This window comes from Pseudobutyrivibrio sp. C4, from assembly GCF_900111635.1.
Taxonomy (GTDB): domain Bacteria; phylum Bacillota; class Clostridia; order Lachnospirales; family Lachnospiraceae; genus Pseudobutyrivibrio; species Pseudobutyrivibrio ruminis.
In genome coordinates this window covers 228,702-249,093 of sequence record NZ_FOHF01000002.1, presented here as the reverse complement: position 1 = coordinate 249,093, position 20,392 = coordinate 228,702, and the positions used below count along the sequence as shown (strand labels likewise).

Here is a 20,392-nt window from a genome sequence, read left to right as displayed (position 1 = left end):
TGAAACCTTTGATTTGGATGGATGATTTGCTATAATTCCATTCACAACAAAGGGAGAAAAAACTTTAGCCAAAGAGACAAATCGTGACATAGTGACTTTGTATAATTAGGCCAAGGATTTATGAAGGGTATTAATTTATGGAAGAATTGCTTAAAGAAAAATGGAATACAATCCTTGATGCTATCAGAAGCGAATTTAACATTACGCAGGTATCTTTTAATCAATGGTTGAGGCCGTTAATAGTATTCACTATTGACGGGGATAATGTCTTGTTACTATATGATGATAATGAAGGTGCTGACTTAGGTATTAAATACATTAGCAAGCGTTTCAAAAAAGCTCTTTCTGCTTTTATAAGTGAAGCAATGGATAAGGAGTATGAGGTAAGCATTATTTCTCCAGACGAGGCAAAACAGTATACGGGTAAGAGAAGAGAGCTTGTTCAGCAAAAAAATCTAGCTAGTTCTACTATGAAGAATATATCTCTTAATCCCAAGTATACATTTGAAAACTTTGTAGTTGGAAAGAATAATCGTTTTGCACAAACGGCGGCATTTGCTATAGCAGAACAGCCAGGTAGTTCATATAATCCACTTTATATATACGGTGGGCCTGGATTAGGAAAAACTCATTTGGTGCAGGCTATTGGTAATTATATTAATGAAACTAGAAATGATTTGAACATTTTGTATGTTACCTCAGAAAGCTACACAAATGAGTTAATTGATAATCTTAGAACTACACAGAATGCAACGGCTATGGCGAAGTTTAGAGAAAAATATAGATCTGTTGATGTGTTTATGATAGATGACATTCAGTTCATTGCTGATAAACATTCGACGCAAGAGGAATTCTTTCATACTTTCAATGAGTTATTTCAGTCAGGAAAACAGATTATTATTACATCGGATAAACCTCCTAAGGATCTTCAAAACCTTAATGATCGCTTTATATCACGATTTGAAATGGGGCTTATGGCAGATATCGGATTTCCAGATTATGAAACACGTAAGGCTATTATTACAAGAAAACTTGAAGAATGTGATTATGAATTAGCTCCTGAAATTCAAGAATACATAGCAGCAAACTTTAAATCTAATGTAAGAAAGATAGAAGGTGCATTAAATAAGCTGATTGCATATTCAAAGCTTCAGCGTAAGCCTGTGACTATTGAAATAGCGATAGAAGAACTTCAGAACCTGATTACCCCTGATATGCCAAGAGAAATCACACCTCAGTTAGTTTTAGAAGTAGTATCTGAGCATTTTAATGTTAGTGTGGACCAGTTGACTTCAAAGAATAGGTATCAATCAGTAGTAAGACCTAGACATATTGCTATGTATTTATGCAAGACAATGACAAGTTGCTCTTTGACAGCTATTGGAAAACTTCTAGGAGGTAAAGATCATGCCACTATTTCTAATGGCGCCAAGAAAATTGAAGAAGAGATGTTAATTGATCAAGAGCTTAAACGTCAGGTTGAGGCTATTAAGAAAAAGATAAATCCAAACTAGAAGAGGTAATTAATAATGAAATATCCATATATTAAAGAGGCAGATACAAAACTTCGCAATTTATGTGAGAATAGATTAGAAGTTAAATATGAAGAGGAACTATTAAAGACTGCTAGACAGCGGCTTGACTGGGAGCTCTCTTTGATTGAAAAGTATGAGGCTTCCTCAGCATGGTTAACTGTATATGATGCTTTAAAGGCTGTTGGAGCTGAAGAGAAAGATTATTGTTTTAGGGGAACACTAACAGCACTTGTTGTATCTTTTTTACTTGATTTTACAGCAATAGACCCTCTTACATGTCAGCCAAAACTTTATCCTGAATTTGCGCTTGATGATAAAAAGGAAAGACTCATGTCATTTGAAGCTAATGTAACCTCAGATATAAATAAGAAGCTAGTTGCATATTTTGAAGAATATTCAAGCAAAGAGAATGTATCGCGAAGATTTTTTGAAGAAGGTCTTCAGTATGGTGTATACATTGGTGATGGACAAACTAGGGATTATTATGGAAATGGTTCTGGGAATCTACCTACAGATGTTTTTTACTTTTGTTTTTTCCCAGTAGATAGAGAAAAGTTGCAAGTAACTCTAAAAAAAGGCATTGCCTTTGAACTGATTAAACCTGAGACATTTGAAGACAATGTAAAATGCTACGGTTTAACTCACAGTACTGGAGTATGGGAAGATAACGCTGAAATTCTAATTGAAAAGGGAATTGTTTCTTTGAAGGATGTTATAGCTTATCGAGAAGATGTATTTGAACTGTTATTACATTATGGTGTGGACAGAGAAATGGCTTATGTAATCGCTGATTACGTAAGAAAAGGAATAGTGAGAAAGAGGGGTTGGCAACCTGAAATGATTCAGGCAATGAATAGTGCAAATGTTCCTGTTTGGTTTACTGAATCGTGCACGAAGGTTGTATATTTGTTTCCACGCGCTCATGGAATGTCTTTTCTAGAAAAATATTGCTAGTAGAATCATAGTGAAGCTTTATTCAGCACCCTGATGTACGTTTTTTTGTATATCGAGGGTGCTATATTTATGCCTAGATTTCTATGATTTTGAAAAATATTTAAAGAATGACAATGTGTGTCATACCTAATTGGTATTATTGCTAGGTCATTGTTGTATTTAGAGGAATGAGAGGTAGTAATAATGATTCCTACGGTTTCATCTCTTTCGGCTGCTTTGGAGAGCGTTTTAAGGCAATTAGAATCTAATGATTATAATGGCTCAATTCAAGCTATAGATAATCTTATTGATATAGCCAAAGACAAAAAAGGAGAAATCCGTGTAGCCGAGCAAAAAGAGCGAGCTGAAAAGAGACTTGAGCAATTAAATATTCTGAGAAAACAAGAAGAAGAGAGGCGTATAGCCGAAGAACAGGCAAGGAAAGCTGCTCAAGAAGCACACGTTTTGGAAGTAACATCCATGGATCTTCCTTTGGATTGGACAAATATCTATGATACTGAGCCTTCTACACAGGGGGTATTTGTAGAAAGTATATCCGATGGATATATTAAGTGCCTTAATAACCTTGGTAGAGTTGATATTGAGTATATTGCATCTATTACAGGCGAAGAATATAAAACTATTATTAATCATTTGAAAGGGTCAATATATCAAGATCCTGATAAATGGGGAGAGTGTTTCTTTAAGGGTTGGATGACAGCTGATGAATATCTTTCAGGAAATATAGGTGAAAAATTAAAGATTGCAAAGCGCGCAACTGAAGAATATCACGGTTATTTTGATGCTAATGTTGAGGCATTAACAAAGGTATTGCCTGATTCTGTTTCTTCGGATCAGATTTATATTACGTTAGGTTCACCTTGGGTTCCTACGGATGTGATTTCGGAGTTTGTAATGTATTTAAATGAGGGTATTGATTATACGGAATATATACCAATATTCTCTAGAAGATTCGATGATAAAGATGCATATAGTAAATTTTGCAAGAAATATTCAAGGCGTAACTATGATTCCCCAACTGAATCATATCCATTAATTCATGATGAAATTACGGGCACATGGCAATGGTCTGGAGGAAGACCTAAAAAATGGTGTTCTCACGATTTTGTTAATAGATTTGGAACAGATAGACTTAATCCTTATGATGTTTTGATTAAGACTTTAAATATGCAGTCTATAGCGGTTTACGATAGTGTTTCTTCCACAAATAGTAAGAGTGGAAAACAGAGGGTAGTTAATCAGACAGAAACAACTATCACATTAGAAAAACAAAATTTATTGATAAAAGCATTTCAAAAATGGGTGTGGACGCAACCAACGCGTACGGAACGATTAGAAAAGATTTACAACGAACGATATGCATGTACTAAGGTAAGACATTTCGATGGTTCGTTTCTCGAGCTACCAGGATTAAATCCTAAGATTGAATTATTTCAATATCAAAAAGATGCGGTGGCTCGAATACTGTTTTCGCCTAATACGTTGTTAGCACATGATGTAGGTTCAGGAAAAACCTTCGTAATGGTAGTTGCAGGAATGGAATTGAAACGTATTGGGGTTTCAAAAAAAAATATGTATGTCGTGCCTAATAATATCTTGGGACAGTGGAAAAAGCTTTTTCTGAAAATATATCCAGATGCATTGATAAAAATTGTAGAATCTAAGGATTTGAATTCTGCCAATAGAAAAAGGACTCTTACAGATATTAGAGATAATGATTATGATGCAATTATTATTACATACTCATCCTTTGAAAAATTAAATATTTCAAATGCCTATTATATGGAGATGCTTGACGATGAAATTAAAAAGCAGGATAAGGTAATAGAACATGGCCCGACGTCTAAGCTCCAAAAAAGAGCTCTCAAGAATAAAGAGTTACGTTCTGAGTTGTTGTTCACTGCAGATGACCCAGATGAAATCTATTTCAATGATTTAGGAATAACCTCTCTATTTGTAGATGAAGCACATAACTTTAAGAATGTTCCGATTGATACAAAGATAGATAGAGTAATGGGAATAAATAAAGTTGGTTCAAAGAAGTGCCAAGACATGATGGCTAAAGTCCATGTAATCCAAAGAGAGAACAATGGTAGAGGAATAATATTTGCTACAGGCACTCCAATTACAAATTCAATTACTGATGCTTATATCATGCAAAAGTATGTACAAGAGTCTCAGCTTGAATTACTTGGTTTACAAAACTTTGATAGCTGGGTCGGTATGTTTGCAGAGAAGAATACTGGATTTGAAGTAGACGTGGATACCAGCAACTATCGAATGGCTACCAGATTTGCAAAGTTTCATAACATACCTGAGCTTACAAATATGATTGCAGCCTTTGCTGATTTTCATAGTATGGCAGGAAATGACGATTTACCAGATTTCAATGGATATAAGGATGTTCTAATTCCAAAAACTGCACCATTTAGAGCTTATCTTAGTAAGATTTCTGAAAGAGCGGAGCAAGTTAGAACAGGACAGGTCCCTAGAACAGAAGATAATATGCTTCTCATAACAACTGATGGACGAAAAGCGGCTTTAGATATGAGACTAGTAGACGAGCAGGCAAGCTTCACTACAGATTCCAAGGTATTTAAGTGTGCTGATAACGTATATCAGATCTATAAGCGAGGAAACCAGAAGAATACAACACAGCTTGTATTCTGTGATACATCGACACCTAAGGAAGGGTTCAACATCTACGATGAATTAAAGTCATTGTTGGTAAGGATGGGAATGCAGGACAGTGAGATAGCTTTTATTCATGATGCTACTTCGGAGACTAAGCGACAAGCCATATTTTCGCAAGTAAGAGCCGGAGGAATACGTGTCCTCATTGGTTCCACATTTAAGCTTGGTCTTGGTGTCAATGTTCAAAACAGAATGGAAGCTTTACATCATTTGGATGTCCCATGGAGACCGGCAGATATGGTTCAAAGAGAGGGGCGTATCTTAAGACAAGGCAATCAAAACGATTCTGTAGAAATTTATAGATATATCACAGAAGGTAGTTTTGATGCCTATTCGTGGCAGTTACTTGAGACTAAACAACGATTTATTACAGATATCCTAGGTGGGGTGATAGAGGATAGAGAGGGACAGGATGTTGATGACACTGTTCTAAATTATGCTGAGGTAAAAGCCCTGGCTGTTGGTAACCCATTGATTAAAAAGAGAATAGAAGTAAACAACGAGTTAATGAAACAAAAGCTCTTATACCACAAGTTTGTCAAAGACACTGAAAGATTTTCTAGCATAGCAACATCTTATCCAGAAGAGATTGAAAGATTAGATCGACTCAGAAGTCTTGCAATGGCTGATGAGTATTACTTTGCTGGATTTGGAAGAAAGTATACTGAGCAGGAACGACAGGATATCAGAGACTTGATACAACAGAATGTTCTCGTTGAGGAACCATTGAAAGAAAGCTCTGTAATTATGGAGTATCAAGGCTTTGACATTATTGCACCAGCTAAGGTTTCAAAGATTCATCCTGTAGTTTACGTTCAAAGAGCAGGTAAGTATAGGGTAGAAATTACAGACAATCGTGTATCTGCCTTGTTAGCAATTGATCGTTGTTTAGGTGGTTTGACAAAACGACGTATGGATCTTGAGAAATCAATAAAAGAGAAGAGGGAATTCTATGAGTATGCTTGCAGTCAGGTGGACAATGAGAACCCATATTCTTCTAAGATATACGAATTGGAGCTTAAGCTTGATGAAATTGACTCTAAATTGGGAGTAGATAAGGAAAAGTAATTATGAGTAATACAGATGTAAAAATATCAAATATTCCGGTTAAGGATGTTGGTAGTTTAGTTGAATCACTTTCGAGTGCATATTGTGCAATGATTAATAATGGGTGTTCCATGAAGCTAATGCCTTCAGTAATGCTTTGGGGCGCTCCTGGTGTAGGAAAATCTCAGGCCGTTAGACAGATTGCAAAGGAAATAGAAGCAAACACCGGCAAAAGGACAGCAGTTACTGATGTTAGATTACTTCTTTTTAATCCAATAGACTTAAGAGGTATTCCCACATCAAACGCAGATAAGACTTTGGCTGTATGGCTCAAACCTCAGATATTTCAGATGGATGAGTCTGATGATGTTATTAATCTGTTGTTCTTAGATGAAATTTCTGCAGCACCACAGTCTGTTCAGGCTGCAGCTTATCAAATTACTTTGGACAGAGTCGTTGGAGAGCATAAGCTGCCAGATAACTGTATTGTAATTGCGGCTGGAAACAGAACCACTGATAAGTCGGTAGCATTTAAAATGCCAAAGGCTCTTGCAAACAGATTACTTCACTTAGAGGTTCAAGTTAATTTTGACTCATGGAAATCTTGGGCCATTCGTGCAGGTGTTCATCCAAGTGTAGTTAGTTATTTGAGTTTTAGACAAACCGCATTAATGTGTTTTGATTCTTCATCGGAAGAACTTGCTTTTGCAACTCCTAGATCATGGGAAATGGTAAGTAACCTGCTGAATAACGTTGAAAGTGATGCATGGAAAATAAGTTCTCTTATATATGGATTGATAGGAATGTCTGCGGGAATAGAGTTCATAAGCTGGTGCAAGTGCTACGAAAAGTTACCATCTATGGAAGACGTATTTAGCGGTAGAGTTTATGAGATTCCTAAAGAACCAGATGAGCTTTACGCATTGACATCAGCTATGACAAAGTATGCCAGCGAGCATAAAGATGATGTAGAAGGTTTGAGAAATTCTATTTTATATGCAAATCTTTTCCCACCAGATTTTTCAGTAATGCTTATGAAGGATTATATGTCGATTGAAAAGAACTTTACTCAGACATTACTTAGAATACCTGAGTTTTCAAGATGGATGCAGACAAAGGGAGCACTATTGAATGGAACTTTCTAATGAACTTATTAGGAAAAATACAGCCAGGATTTTAAAAACCAGAATGAAATTGCTCCATAAAAATCCTTTTTATGGTCTGCTACTCATGTACTTGAAAATAACTCTTAGTGAGGATATAGAGACTGCAAGTACCGATGGTAAAAGAATATATTTAAATCCTGATTTTTTGAATTCGATTACTGACAATGAACTCGAATATGTTTTATCTCATGAATTGCTTCACATAGTTTTGAAGCATTTGGAAAGATTTAATAAATCAAACGAGCTAGTAGATCAGGCAGCAGATATAATTGTTAATTCAAATATTCTTAGAGCGAACAATTTTAGAGATACATCAATTTCTCTATCACAATTTGGTGGGGTGCAGATACATCAAGCACCAGATGGAACAGAGGGATGGACGCATTCTCTAGAGGAATTATATCTGATGTTGTTAACGCAACAGGAAGCTGCTGATAATCAAGATGGGGATGAAGATTCTGAGGGTTCTAGTGAAGATGAGACCGATTGTGAATCAGATGATGGTGAACAGGAAGACTTAGAAGACTCAGATGATTCGCAGCCTAATGGTAGTGGAAATAATGGTGGCTTCGAAGACGAGCAATTTGGATTTGGGAATGAACAAGAAAATTCTCAAGAAGATAGTTGTTCGGGAAATGGCTCTAAATCAAAAGGCTGGGATTCGCATGATATGGACACTGATAGTTCCGATGGTAGTGGCTCTGAAGCTGATGAGTGGGATTTTAGAATATATCAGGCTGCAAAACAAGCTAAGGAATTTGAGGAGACTGTAAAGCTTACAGGAAGTATACCAGGTTTTGTAGAACGTCATGTTGATGAATTACAGGAACCGACAATAGATTGGCGAACTGTTCTTGAGGAGTTTGTTCAAAGCGAGATTAACGATTATTCTTTTTGTCCTCCAGACAGGAGATTTGACGATAGTCCATTCTTCCTACCAGACTTTAATGAGAGAGATGATAAGGTAGAGAAAATTCTGTTTATGATTGATACGTCAGCCTCGATGTCTGATGATGAAGTTCGAAGATGTTATTCAGAAATTAAAGGGGCAATCGACCAGTTTAACGGAAAAATAGAAGGATGGCTGGGATTTTTTGATGCTGCGATTGTTCCACCTGTGCCATTTGTTGATGAAGATGAGTTTAGAGCAATTCATCCTGAAGGAGGTGGAGGAACAGCGTTTGATATCATCTTTGATTACGTTAATAAAGAAATGGAAGATGAGCCCCCTTTGAGTATCGTCATTTTGACAGATGGCGGTGCACCATTTCCAGAAGTCGAATGTACCAAAGGAATTCCTACATTATGGATTATTAATAATGAGGTAGTTGATCCACCATGGGGAAAAGTAGCAAGAATTCCAAGTACTAACAATATGGATAGTAGTAGTTTATTTTCATTTTCAATGAATTTATAGAGGTAATAGAAAATGGATGATTCATTAAAAAGAAGTGTGCCACATTCATTGGCGGCAGAAAGAGCTGTTATTGGTTCGATGATTATAGATGATGAGGCAATAAATGCATGCTCGGAAATACTAACAAAGAATGACTTTTATCAGAAGCTATATGGCATGTTATTCCAAATCATAATAGATTTACATAATTCACAGCAGGCTGTGGATGAGATAACAATAATGGCTGCTATAGGTGAGATAGATTTAGGAATTAATGTAGAAGAACTGATTAAAGAACTAATAATTGAGGTTCCTACTTCTATTAATGCAAAAGATTATGCGAGAGTTGTTAAGGACAAAGCAATACTAAGAAACATAATCAGAGTTGGGCAAACACTTGAAAAGCGCTGTTATGAGGAATGGGATAATGTCGATAGTATTCTTGCTGATTCAGAAGCCGAGATATTTGCTTTGAACCAACAGCATGGTGATACTGATGAAAGCTCTATAAAGCAGGTAGTATTGGAGGAATTAACTGCTATAGAAATGGCCTCTAAGAATAAAGGCGAGCTTACAGGTGTAGCATCTGGCTTTATTGATTTGGATAGCGTAACTCAAGGTTTCCAAAAGGGCGATTTAGTTATTGTTGCTGCAAGACCTGCCATGGGTAAAACAGCGTTTGTACTTAATATAGCAGCTCATATAGGAATTGAATTAAAGAAAAAAGTGGCTGTATTTTCACTTGAAATGCCAAAAGGTCAATTAGTTCGAAGATTGATGGCACAGGAAGGTCATGTTGATTCTAAAAAGATGAAATCAGGAAATCTGACTGAGACTGATTGGGAGTTACTTATTCAAGCTGCAACAAAGGTAGGTTGCTCAAACATTGTTCTTGATGATGCTATTGGCGGTTTGACTCCGCAAAAATTAAGACGTAAATGTAGAAAGCTGGCATCGGATGGTGATTTAGCAGTTATCATTATTGATTATTTGCAGTTGATGGATGGAGATAAACACGCTGATAACAGACAGGTCGAGGTTTCACAAATTTCTAGAAGTCTCAAGATGATAGCTAAAGAGCTCAATGTTCCTATTATCGCTTTATCTCAGCTATCTAGAAATGTAGAAGACAGAACTGATAAACGCCCTATGATGTCAGATCTTCGTGAGTCCGGCGCGATTGAACAGGACGCTGATATTATTATGTTTCTTTACAGGGATGAGTACTACAATCATGATACAGATAAGAAAAATACGACAGAGCTTATTATTGGGAAGCATAGAGGTGGTGAGCTTGCGACTATTGAGCTTGCTTGGCTTCCAGAATTTACTAAGTTTGCTAATAAGGATTATACACAGGGGATGTGAATCTAATATTTTGAGACACTTCGGTGTCTCTTTTTTTGTTGTGATGACAAATTGTGTCGTTGCTGTTTGATATATTGCTTTTATTACCTGGGAATACAAGGGTTGGTAAAGGAGTGGCTATGACTAAGGAAAAACATATCTATTATTTAGAAACTGCATTGGCAGAAGAAATAGTTAACTGCGAGGATGAAGAGAAATTGCGTTTTAAGCAACAGTTATTTGACGCTATTGGTTCTTATATATCTGTGCTAAAAAATGTTTCTACATCTTACAAGATTATAAAAAGTGCGTCTATGGCTTTTGGTGCGATGCTTTTAAACCGAATCCAGATTGCTATGGAAGAGAATGATTCTCTATTTGACGACAATGCATCTGATAAGGAAAGCGTGAATTCTAATCTTGATATAGTAAAACGCTGTTTTCAGCTATTAGGTGCTCATATTTCAGTAGTGAAAATCTTTGGTAATTGTGAGGAACTACGAGAATTAGCAGATGAGATTATGTGTCAGGCTAAGGAGAAAAACGAATTATCTAAAAAGCAAGCCTTAGAAGAAGTTAATACTTGTAGTGAGGAGGTTTTGGATTATAACTCGGATGAATGGTTAGAATCTTTCGGTTGTACTATTCAGAATATCAAAGACCTGGAGGCTTTAATTGGACCTCAAGCAGATTTTGATGAAGTTATGGGACGTATTATCAAAGTAAAATATTATTAATAATATTCGATGTTAGATTTTAGTTTCACAAATAATACCTGGGAGCCTGAGCGACTAGAGATTGATGAGTATTACAAATTAATAGAAGTTAAACATACAACACTAAATAAGATGAAAATATATGATGTACCCTATTTTGTGGTGGTTAAATACGAGCCAGACATTGTAGGGTATTGGTTTATCTTTGAACGGGATGGCTGTATGGCCCATAAGAAAAGATATGTGTTTCATGAAGGCTATTCCTGGGATTGGAAGCTAGAAAATATATTTGATGAATTTGTTAGAGATAAATCATCAATATTTATATGTCCATTTTTAGATGAAATACATGCCAAGTATTCACAGCTTCACGATGAATGGCATCTTCAGAGATATTATAAGCATCCAGTAAAGATGTTAGATCACATTTATCATTGTATGAAGCGAAACTCGGTAAAGGAACTTCTATACAAGGCGGGTATGGATGAGCTTGCAGTATATAGAGGTGAGATAGAAGACTTGAATTTGTTAGCAACATCACCTAGCAAAGTTTTTGGCGGTATCAATAATAGGATTCTAAGAGTTTTGAATAATGAGTATGGTGCAGAATTATTATCTGGTGAACCGAATAGAAGATTCATCAAGTCTTTTATTCAAAATAATAGTTGGATTATGGATTCAGGATTGAATAATTTTCAATGCGAATATTTACTACGGTTAAGACAAAAGAAGAATTACCATCAAAACTACAAATTATATATAGATACTCTTAGGAAACTGAATAATGCATGGACACGAGGGCAATATCAGATGCGCATAGAGTATGAAAATAAGCTGATTGAAAAAAGAGCTAACTACGAAAGATTTGGAAATATTGATCCGATATTTGTCCCATATCTGGAAGAAGTGGAAAGTAACATTGAGACTCTCACATACAGATATGATTCACTGAATTACTATCTCTTTTCTGAGAATGAGAACATAAATAATAGGTTGGGAAAATCGAATCTTAATCGTACCCCTGAATTAGAAGAACAGTATGAATGTTTCATATTTAAATATCCTAATTCTGCTGAGGAATTTTGTAAGGCTGCAGCCTATATGAAGAATTGCCTTACTGGATATATATATCCACATATATATCATGAATGTGATATTGTCTTTGTTTATAGAAACAGTGACAGATATCCTTATATTGCTTTTAGGATTGAAGACGATACTGTCGTTGAAGCTAGATATCGGTTTAACAGAGATCTAAACGAGAGTGATAGCGAGATGCTCAAATTATATTGCCAACGCCATAATCTAAAAGAAATTGATGAAGCTTTACCTTTTAGATAGGATTTGTCAAAAAAATTAGCGATATAATCCTTATATTGACAAGATGTGACATAGCCATTTGATATCCTTCCTTTGAGAAACAACAGTGGAAGGAAGATTTTTGGTGGAAGAAAATAAACCGAAGAATGAAGAGACTCCAGTTCTAACGCTTCAGGTGGCAAACGAGTATTTAGAAAGAGCACGTCAACTTAGTGGCACAGAAGATACTGGAGCCAGGAGAGAGTTACGAATGGAGCTTCAACACAAGTATGGTGTCACTGAGATAGAGGCGATTAATATTTTGAATGGCATGCATATTAAACAATATCTTGATAAATATAGCCGTCCAGAGAAGTATGCAATTGGAAATAAGTCTGACAAAGATAAGGCTAAGGGAAAGAAGAAAGCAAAGGAATCTGAGAACGGTGAGGTGGTTGATGTTAACGAGCGTTCTGTACAAAGCACAATGCAAGATTACATTGATAGGTTAATGATGGCGGATGATTCGTTATAAGGAGACCAGCTATATGAGATATGAACAAGAGCAGTATAGTTTAGAGTGAGACAGAAAAAGAAGATTGATATGTCCGTGGTTTGATATCATGAGGATGGAAAAAGCAGAGAAGAAAAAACATATCGTGAGATTTAAACCTTCAAAATTGTTTAAGTATATGGTTTTGCGCTCTATCATGGGGAATTCTTTTGCCACTATGAGCAAGACAGTAGATAAGATTATAGAGTGGATTAGTGTCTAGATATATTCAAGAGATTAAAAATGTAAAATATATTCTAAATGACAAGTTGTGTCATTCTTCTTTGTTATATTACAGATAAATAAAGGCAGATGAATCAATGTATTTGAATCACATTAATCCATAGGAGGTACATATTTATGGAAGATAAGAATTTGAGAATTGAAAAGCTTAAGGCTGCACAGGAGAAGATTGACAGAAAGATAAAGGAACTAGAGGAGGCTCAACTTGAAGAGGAACTAGACCTTGAAGATGAGGAAGAGAGTGAAAAGACAGAAGATGATGAAGTGATCAATATTGCTGAAAAGAAAGAGGGCTGGAAGAAAGTTGCTGCGGTAGCTGGCATAGCTGCTGTTGCAGGTACAGGAGTTTTTTTAGCGGTACGTCAACCGTGGAAGGCAGCAAAGGTTGTTTGCCATATAGTTCACATTGTTTAAGGAGAATCGAATATGTGTAAGTTCATAGGTAGAGTAATCTTTTGTGTCGCTACAGAATTAGTTGCATTAGCAATAGTTGATGTTATTAGGGATACGAAGACCTCTATAGAATAATATAGTTAACACTGGTTTTGGTCGACTTCTGAAGATGATTTGGTTGTCGACCATTTTATTTAAGAGGGTTTTAAAATGAGGTTAGTAGTGAGTAAAGTCCTGTATTGGTTACATTTCATTAAGCGCAAGCAATATAAGCAGTGTAAATGCTTTTGTTTGAATTGCAATTATTACAATGAATGTTCTATGGATGGGGTAAAAATCATATAACAAACTAAGTAAAAACACTTTCTAAAAAGACTGTGAAAAAGGACAAAAACTGTCACTTAGGTAGTAAAATTGAGATTGTATAAGTGGTAAATGGGGGAATATTGTTATGACTACAGAAGCCTTATGGCGCATGTGGTTTTGGGAGAGCGCCATAGGTTAACTATGGTGCTTTTTGCTTAATAGAAAGGATGAAGAAAATGGCAGCAGACAAAATAGAGAGAGTACTTGGATTATATTCAAAGCTAATTAATGGGGGAACTGTCTATAAGGCTGAAGCTGCAGCAAATTATGATGTGGATGAGAGAAGTATCTCAAGAGATATCAGTGACATTCGTGATTACTTAGATATCTCTGGACCAGAAGATGGCTACATTAACACGATTGTTTTTGATAGAAAAATAGGTGGATATCGTCTAGAGGAAATCTACAAACAGAAATTTACTAATCCTGAGATTTTAGCAATTTGTAAAATCTTGCTTGCTAGTAGATCTCTTACTAAAAAAGAAATGGAGCAAATGCTTGAAAAATTAGTGGACAGTTGTGTTCCTAAAGAGAATCAGGAGGTAGTTAGAAACTTAATTAGAAATGAGGAATTTCACTATATTGAACCTCATCATAAAACCGTTTTTATGGACAGGATGTGGAAGATAGGAGAAGCGATAAGTCAGCGTCATTATATAGAAATACAATACAAAGGTGTAAAAGGGAAACATGGACATACTAGAAAGATAAGGCCTGTAGCAATAATGTTTTCGGATTACTATTTCTACTTGGCCGCATTCATTGATGATGAGGAAGTAAAAAAGAATTTTTACAATCTAGGTGATGCAAATCCGACCATCTACAGAATTGATAGGATGAAGAATTTCAAGATTTTAGATGAAACATTTAGCAATCCATATTCTGAACGATTCCAAGAAGGTGAATTTCGGAAACGTGTTCAATTTATGTTTCCTGGCAAGCTAAGGAAAGTTAAGTTTGAATATAGAGGATATTCTGTTGAGGCTGTGCTTGATAGATTACCAACAGCTGAGATAAAGAGTGAACGATATGATGAATCCTTGGAAAGGACCATTTACACAATTACTGCCGAGGTATATGGAGATGGAATAGATAGATGGATTAAATCACAAGATAAAGATATTGTTTTAATATAGCTAACCGTTGAAAGGAATAGAAACTATGGGCGAGAAAAAACCGATACTTTTCAATTTGGAATTAGATCACTATCAAATTCGTGACTTAGACGATCTTAGAGATCACTTTGAAATCCAAAAGTTATATGTATATTTTACCTCCGGAACACTAGAAAGATGGCTCAAAAATCGAGGTTACTTAGATGAATTAAAAGACGTTGAATTGATAAATAAAAAGGATACTTTTGAAAATGTGCTAATTAAACTTGCTGAAATCTTTAGAACTGATTCTGAGGAAGTTTTACAAGTAATCAAGGATGAAGAATTTGTTCAAAGAGAAATAAATAACGCGAAAAAAATTCTTGAGAAACAACAGGAATGTTCTGAAATTATCGAGGGATATGTTTCTGAATATATTGAAGTAAGAGGCAAAATACTGAAACCTCGTTTTTTTAAGTCAGATATTCCTGAAATTAAAGATTTACTCCTAATCATAAAGAAGAAATATCTATCAATTTTCTCTATTGAAGTTTGTGATTTTATAATGGACGCTAAAGAATTATCGCCAATAGTAATAGCGCTAATGCTATGTGATAAAGATATTAGAAAGCTTTTTTGGGATACGGATTTATATGGAAACATAATCGACGAAGATGAAACTGAAATGACAAAACTTGTAAAAAAAAGAAAGGCTGAGGCTAGAAAAGCTGCCACTGGGCTTATTGAAACTGTTGCATCTTTATCTACCAGATCGCAGTTACCTGTGACTTATGTAAAAGCAACCTCTCTTCAATTAGGTAAAATGAACTCTATTGTTCCAGCTGGGCAAAAAGTATTAGTTATCTATTTACGGTATGGAGATAGATATGGTGATGCTGGATGTATAGATTCCGAAGATTCATACGATTCTCAACATCTAAAGTCTTTTATACCAAATGATGGGCTATGTTATTGTCCTAATGATGTAGAGTCGGAACTTGGTTATATTGAGGTCTAAACAATGGTTAATAAAAAAATAATTAACAATCTGTCTCGTTATGTAGATTCATTACACCCAATAATATATATAAATCATTTTGATTTTAATTTGGTGGATGAGTTGATAAGTGCATTGTATAAAGATGCAAAAATTGTCGAATACAATAATGCAAATGGCTTGGTAGATTTTAGCAATAAATCAAGCCTTTTGGATTGTGATTTGACTAAATTTTTGGGATTTGTAAAAGACTATGGGTATAAAGAAAAACATACTCTTATTGTGCTTAAAGATGTACATGGGGATTTAGATAATCCTAAAATAATAGCTCTACTCAAAGATATAGCTGAGCGAAATCTTTATACAGAAGGTTACAATGCAACCATTTTTATCGTGTCTAGTGTATTAAATCTACCTAAAGAGCTTGAATCATACATCACGATATTTGATATACCATTGCCATCATATGAAGAGATTGAAGAATTGATTAGAGAGTTTGTCGGAAATGAGAGAGTAGAAGAATCATTAATAGGTGAATTTGCGCGTTCCTTTAAGGGCTTAAATGAATTTCAAATTCGACAAGTACTGTATTTAGCATATCTTGATGAGGGAATATTAGATAAAGAGGATAAGCTCCTCGTATTGAGAGAAAAAGAGCAATTCATCAAGAAGTCTGGAATACTAGAACTTATACGCTCTTCTGAAAACATGACTAGTATTGGAGGTTTAAACAACCTAAAGGAATGGTTAGAGCGAAAGAATAGAATTTTCGCCAATCTTGATAAAGCAATTAAATATGGCGTTGATGTACCAAAAGGTATTTTAATTGTTGGTATGCCTGGATGTGGAAAAAGTTTAACTGCAAAAGCTACTGCATCTCTATTTCAAATTCCACTTGTTCGCCTAGATGTTGGACGACTGTTAGGAAAATATGTTGGTGAATCTGAAAAAAACATGCGTCAGGCATTATCACTTTCCGAAGCAATAAGTCCTTGCGTTCTTTGGATTGATGAAATTGAAAAGTCTTTTGCAGGAGCAGGAAATGAAGGTAGCAATGATGTTACTAAAAGATTGTTTGGGCAATTTTTAACGTGGATGCAGGAAAAGGATAATTCAGTTTTTATCGTTGCTACGGCTAACGATGTGTCGGGAATGCCTTTGGAATTTCTTAGAAAAGGAAGATTTGACGAATTGTTCTTTGTTGATTTGCCTAATGAAAAGGAACGTGAAGATATTTTTAAAATTCATTTTGATATAAGGCACAAATCTACTAGAAATATCGATCTAAAAAAATTAGCAAAACAAACCAACGGTTTCAATGGTGCAGATATCGAAAGTGTTGTTAAGGAATCTATTGAAAAAAGTTTTATTGCGGTCTTAGAAAATGGAAAAAACTCTGAGAAAGCTTTAATTACTACAGATTGTGTTTTAGAGGTTATAGAACATACGCATAGTATTACTGAAAGTTTAGGTGATAAGCTGGAAGAAACAAGAAAAGCTTTAGAAAAGATGGAATTTACAAATGCATCTAACTAGGAGGGTATATGGAAATAAAAACACTGTTAATTGATGAAGAACACACACAGTTAATGAACGATAGTGATTATAAAGAACAACTTTCTCTTTTGGTTGATTTTTTAAAAGATTATAAAGAAAAATCGCCACAACAAACAGATTTAGAATGGTTAACCGAGAAATATAACTCTCATATGGGAAATATTCTGTCTGATGAAGAAATAACTACTGCTGCTAAGAATACGATATTTTCGATAGATTCATACCGAAATGTTCGCGAAGAAATGGAGCATGAGTGTAGCAGAGGACGCACCAAGGAGGATGTTTTTGCTGATCATATTGTCGCTTCTACTAAAAATATGTCAACTGAGGAAGTATCCTCTTATATGAATATTTTAGATGAAAGTGTTAATCAAGCAAATGATTCTTTACTAGACACGATTACCAAAAAGGATGGTTCGGTTAGTCTTAATCCTAATCTAGATGGTTTTTTAGCAGAAGATTTACACGCACAATCATTTAATATGAATGCTGCTTCAAATGGAAGCAATTATAGGGCTAGGGTTGTAAAACCAAATGGTTCAGCCTATGAAAAAAACGGTGTAGACATTGAAATCTATGATTTACGTACAGGTGAAGTTGTAAAAAAATATCAAGCTAAGTATTATAATTCTGCAAAAAATACTGATAAAGCATTTAACAAAGGAAATTATGAAGGACAAAATAAATTGGCACCATCTGACCAAGCTAGTGAGATTAATAATGCAGAAGACTGTATCAGTGCACCAGATGGTACCAAAAGTGATCCCTTAAGCAAAGCTGATGCTAAGGATGCACAGCATCAAGCTCAGAATAATGGTGATATTTCAAAAGATTGGAATGATTATAAAGTTAGAGATATAGCTATTCAGGTCGGAAAAAAAGCTGCAATAGCAGGCGCCATTTCGGCCACCATTGGAACTGGTATGGATATTGCTGTTAAATATATTTGTGATGAAGAAATCAGTTTTGAAGATGAGGCAAAAGTATTTCTCGAAACAGGGGCTACAGCAGGTTCAACCGTTGCAGTAGCAGGTTCTCTATACACAGCATTAAAACTTAAAAAATTAAAAGTACCTAAAATACCATTACTGAACGAAGCTGAGTCATGTGTTGGATTAGCTATTACTGCTGTCGAAAATGTAAAGACTTTACATAAAATATCTAAATCAGAGTGTTCTTTTGAAGAAGGAATTAATGAAATAGAAAAAACAACATTGTCAGTATTAGGTGGTTTTATAGGTACAGCCAAGGGTTCTGTAAAGGGTACTGCAATTGGAAAAGTTGTTGGTGGCTTTGTTGGAACAATATGTGGCCCAGTAGGAGCTAAGGTATGCTCAGTTGTTGGAGGATTTATAGGTGGTTTTGTTGGGCAAGTAATGGGAAGCAACCTAGGTGAAGCAATCGTAAAAACAAAAAACGAATTGAAAAATCATGTTAATGCCTTACTAGAGACTGGTTCTAAAGCAGTTAGTAAGGTGACAGATAAAATTTTTGCATAAACAATCTCTATACCATTGAGTAGGTGATATGTACCCTCTTTACGGTACAACCAGTAAGGAGGGTATTTTTGCATTTACTTTTGGCGCCAATTTCTAGATTTCTTAACAGATTCTTCTTTATCGCTGGCTTTAGCATATATATTAGTAGCTGCGATAGAAGTATGCCCCATACGGTTTTGAAGAACTAGAATATCATGCTCAGCCTTATAAAATTCCATAGCAAAGCTAGAGCGAAGCTTGTGTACGCTGATATCACTACGGCGAAGCGAAGCTCTAACGTATTTCTTTAACATCTGTTGAATTTGACGCACAGAAAGTCTATCCCCATCTAAGGTGATGAAGAGAGGAGAGTTGCTGTCAAATTTCTCTCCATGGATTTCCCTAGATCTAAGATAATCCTGGATATAGGCCTTTGATTCATCTGAAAAATAAACTTTCGAAGGGGTTTTTCCGCTTCTTTTTTTACCTTTCCTTAAAGTGAGAACGAAACATTCGTTAGATTCATCATGCATAAAATTATCATAGATAACCACATCATTTATATTAAGAGCCTGTAATTCGGATATACGAAGTCCAGTGTCTAAAAACAGAAAGATGATGGCTAAATCACGTTTTTTATATTTTTCATGGAAAGCCAATTCACGCTTAGTCAGACCAGTCCCATATTGTATACAATCTAGTAGTTTTGCTTGTTCATCAAGATTCAAATAGGTAACAAAATCGCTTTGCTCAATAGAAATCCCTTCAGAGCCAGTAACTGGATTAAAATCTAGTTTTCGCTCTGTATTAATTAGGTAATTATATATTATAGAAACCGACGATCTGCGACGTGCACAGGTTCGTTCAGACAATTCCTGTTTATCCTTCATCCATGTCACAAACTTGTTGATGTCGTTCGGCGTAATCGACTTGAGGTCATCTATAGTTAGTTCTGAAGATTCTTTTTCAGGAAAATATGGCAAGAAGTTTACCGTATACTCAAAGAAATACAGTAAATCCCTGGCATAATTTAGTTTTGTTAATATAGCTTTATCATGAGATCCAAAATCAAAGTATCCATGTATGCATGAAGGTAATTTTGCCTTTATTTCTTCAAGTTTATCTATATTTGATTTAGGTTTAACATTGCCATGTTGATTCATATGGATTCTCCTGAATAACCTTTATTATGTTTTCTATAGCTATTTTAAAGTATTTATATCATATTTGCAAATATAACTTAAATTATACGCATAGATAAATATATAAACCCGAGGCCTCCCCCTTATTAAAGTCCCCTTATTAAATGAATGTCATTTGACACATAAGATATAATATTAAAAGCTGTTCTATGATTCAGTGCATCTAATATTCACTATTTATAAAAAATCTCTAAAGTAACAATAGCTTCTAGCGATACTGTTACAACAAAAGCCTGCTGAATGCAGGCTTTTGAATTCATCGATAAGTATAGAAAAGGGAAGTGGCTCACTTTCAAGCCATCGTTTATCGTAATTTTATCAGTTTTGCATGCAGGAAGATAGAAAAATAGCCCCA

15 protein-coding genes are annotated in these 20,392 nt (G+C 35.2%); 14 read left to right on the top strand and 1 reads right to left on the bottom strand.

The window, feature by feature from the left end:
- The first annotated feature begins 137 nt into the window (after positions 1-137).
- The 14 genes from dnaA (at position 138) to BMY66_RS04915 (ending at position 18,856) form a co-directional block, all read left to right on the top strand.
- The gene (gene dnaA / locus BMY66_RS04980) at positions 138-1,514 is read left to right on the top strand and encodes a chromosomal replication initiator protein DnaA (RefSeq protein ID WP_090394355.1); all 1,377 of its coding nucleotides are present in this window, start codon (positions 138-140) and stop codon (positions 1,512-1,514) included.
- Positions 1,515-1,529: 15 nt separating this feature from the next.
- Positions 1,530-2,489: a hypothetical protein gene (locus tag BMY66_RS04975; protein WP_090394354.1), complete on the top strand. Its 960-nt coding sequence runs from the start codon at positions 1,530-1,532 to the stop codon at positions 2,487-2,489.
- Between the two features lie 183 nt (positions 2,490-2,672).
- Complete coding sequence (locus tag BMY66_RS04970) at positions 2,673-6,251, top strand: helicase-related protein (RefSeq protein WP_090394353.1); 3,579 nt, start codon at positions 2,673-2,675, stop codon at positions 6,249-6,251.
- Positions 6,252-6,253: 2 nt separating this feature from the next.
- Positions 6,254-7,375 (top strand): ATP-binding protein, encoded by a 1,122-nt coding sequence (locus BMY66_RS04965; protein WP_090394352.1) that lies wholly within the window; start codon positions 6,254-6,256, stop codon positions 7,373-7,375.
- Positions 7,362-8,813, top strand: coding sequence for a vWA domain-containing protein (locus tag BMY66_RS04960; RefSeq protein WP_090394351.1), 1,452 nt, complete (start codon positions 7,362-7,364; stop codon positions 8,811-8,813). Before BMY66_RS04965 ends, BMY66_RS04960 begins: the two co-directional genes overlap by 14 nt.
- 12 nt (positions 8,814-8,825) lie before the next feature.
- Positions 8,826-10,160 (top strand): replicative DNA helicase, encoded by a 1,335-nt coding sequence (gene dnaB, locus BMY66_RS04955; RefSeq protein ID WP_090394350.1) that lies wholly within the window; start codon positions 8,826-8,828, stop codon positions 10,158-10,160.
- A gap of 119 nt (positions 10,161-10,279) precedes the next feature.
- On the top strand, positions 10,280-10,876 hold the full coding sequence (locus BMY66_RS04950) for a hypothetical protein (protein WP_090394349.1): 597 nt from the start codon (positions 10,280-10,282) through the stop codon (positions 10,874-10,876).
- A gap of 9 nt (positions 10,877-10,885) precedes the next feature.
- Complete coding sequence (locus BMY66_RS04945) at positions 10,886-12,196, top strand: PcfJ domain-containing protein (RefSeq protein ID WP_090394348.1); 1,311 nt, start codon at positions 10,886-10,888, stop codon at positions 12,194-12,196.
- 103 nt (positions 12,197-12,299) lie between these two features.
- Positions 12,300-12,689, top strand: coding sequence for a hypothetical protein (locus BMY66_RS04940; protein ID WP_090394347.1), 390 nt, complete (start codon positions 12,300-12,302; stop codon positions 12,687-12,689).
- Between the two features lie 378 nt (positions 12,690-13,067).
- Entirely contained in the window at positions 13,068-13,364 is a 297-nt protein-coding gene (locus BMY66_RS04935; RefSeq protein ID WP_090394346.1) for a hypothetical protein, read from the top strand.
- A gap of 521 nt (positions 13,365-13,885) precedes the next feature.
- Positions 13,886-14,845 carry a helix-turn-helix transcriptional regulator gene (locus tag BMY66_RS04930; protein ID WP_330387050.1) on the top strand — a complete coding sequence of 320 codons (960 nt, stop codon included), beginning with the start codon at positions 13,886-13,888 and terminating at the stop codon, positions 14,843-14,845.
- Between the two features lie 25 nt (positions 14,846-14,870).
- Entirely contained in the window at positions 14,871-15,821 is a 951-nt protein-coding gene (locus tag BMY66_RS04925) for a hypothetical protein (protein WP_090394344.1), read from the top strand.
- Positions 15,822-15,824: 3 nt separating this feature from the next.
- Positions 15,825-17,336, top strand: coding sequence for an AAA family ATPase (locus tag BMY66_RS04920; protein WP_090394343.1), 1,512 nt, complete (start codon positions 15,825-15,827; stop codon positions 17,334-17,336).
- 8 nt (positions 17,337-17,344) lie between these two features.
- Positions 17,345-18,856: a hypothetical protein gene (locus tag BMY66_RS04915; protein ID WP_090394342.1), complete on the top strand. Its 1,512-nt coding sequence runs from the start codon at positions 17,345-17,347 to the stop codon at positions 18,854-18,856.
- Between the two features lie 74 nt (positions 18,857-18,930).
- Here the strand turns inward: BMY66_RS04915 and BMY66_RS04910 are convergent, their stop codons facing one another.
- Entirely contained in the window at positions 18,931-19,998 is a 1,068-nt protein-coding gene (locus tag BMY66_RS04910; protein WP_090394341.1) for a tyrosine-type recombinase/integrase, read from the bottom strand.
- Positions 19,999-20,392: the final 394 nt, after the last annotated feature.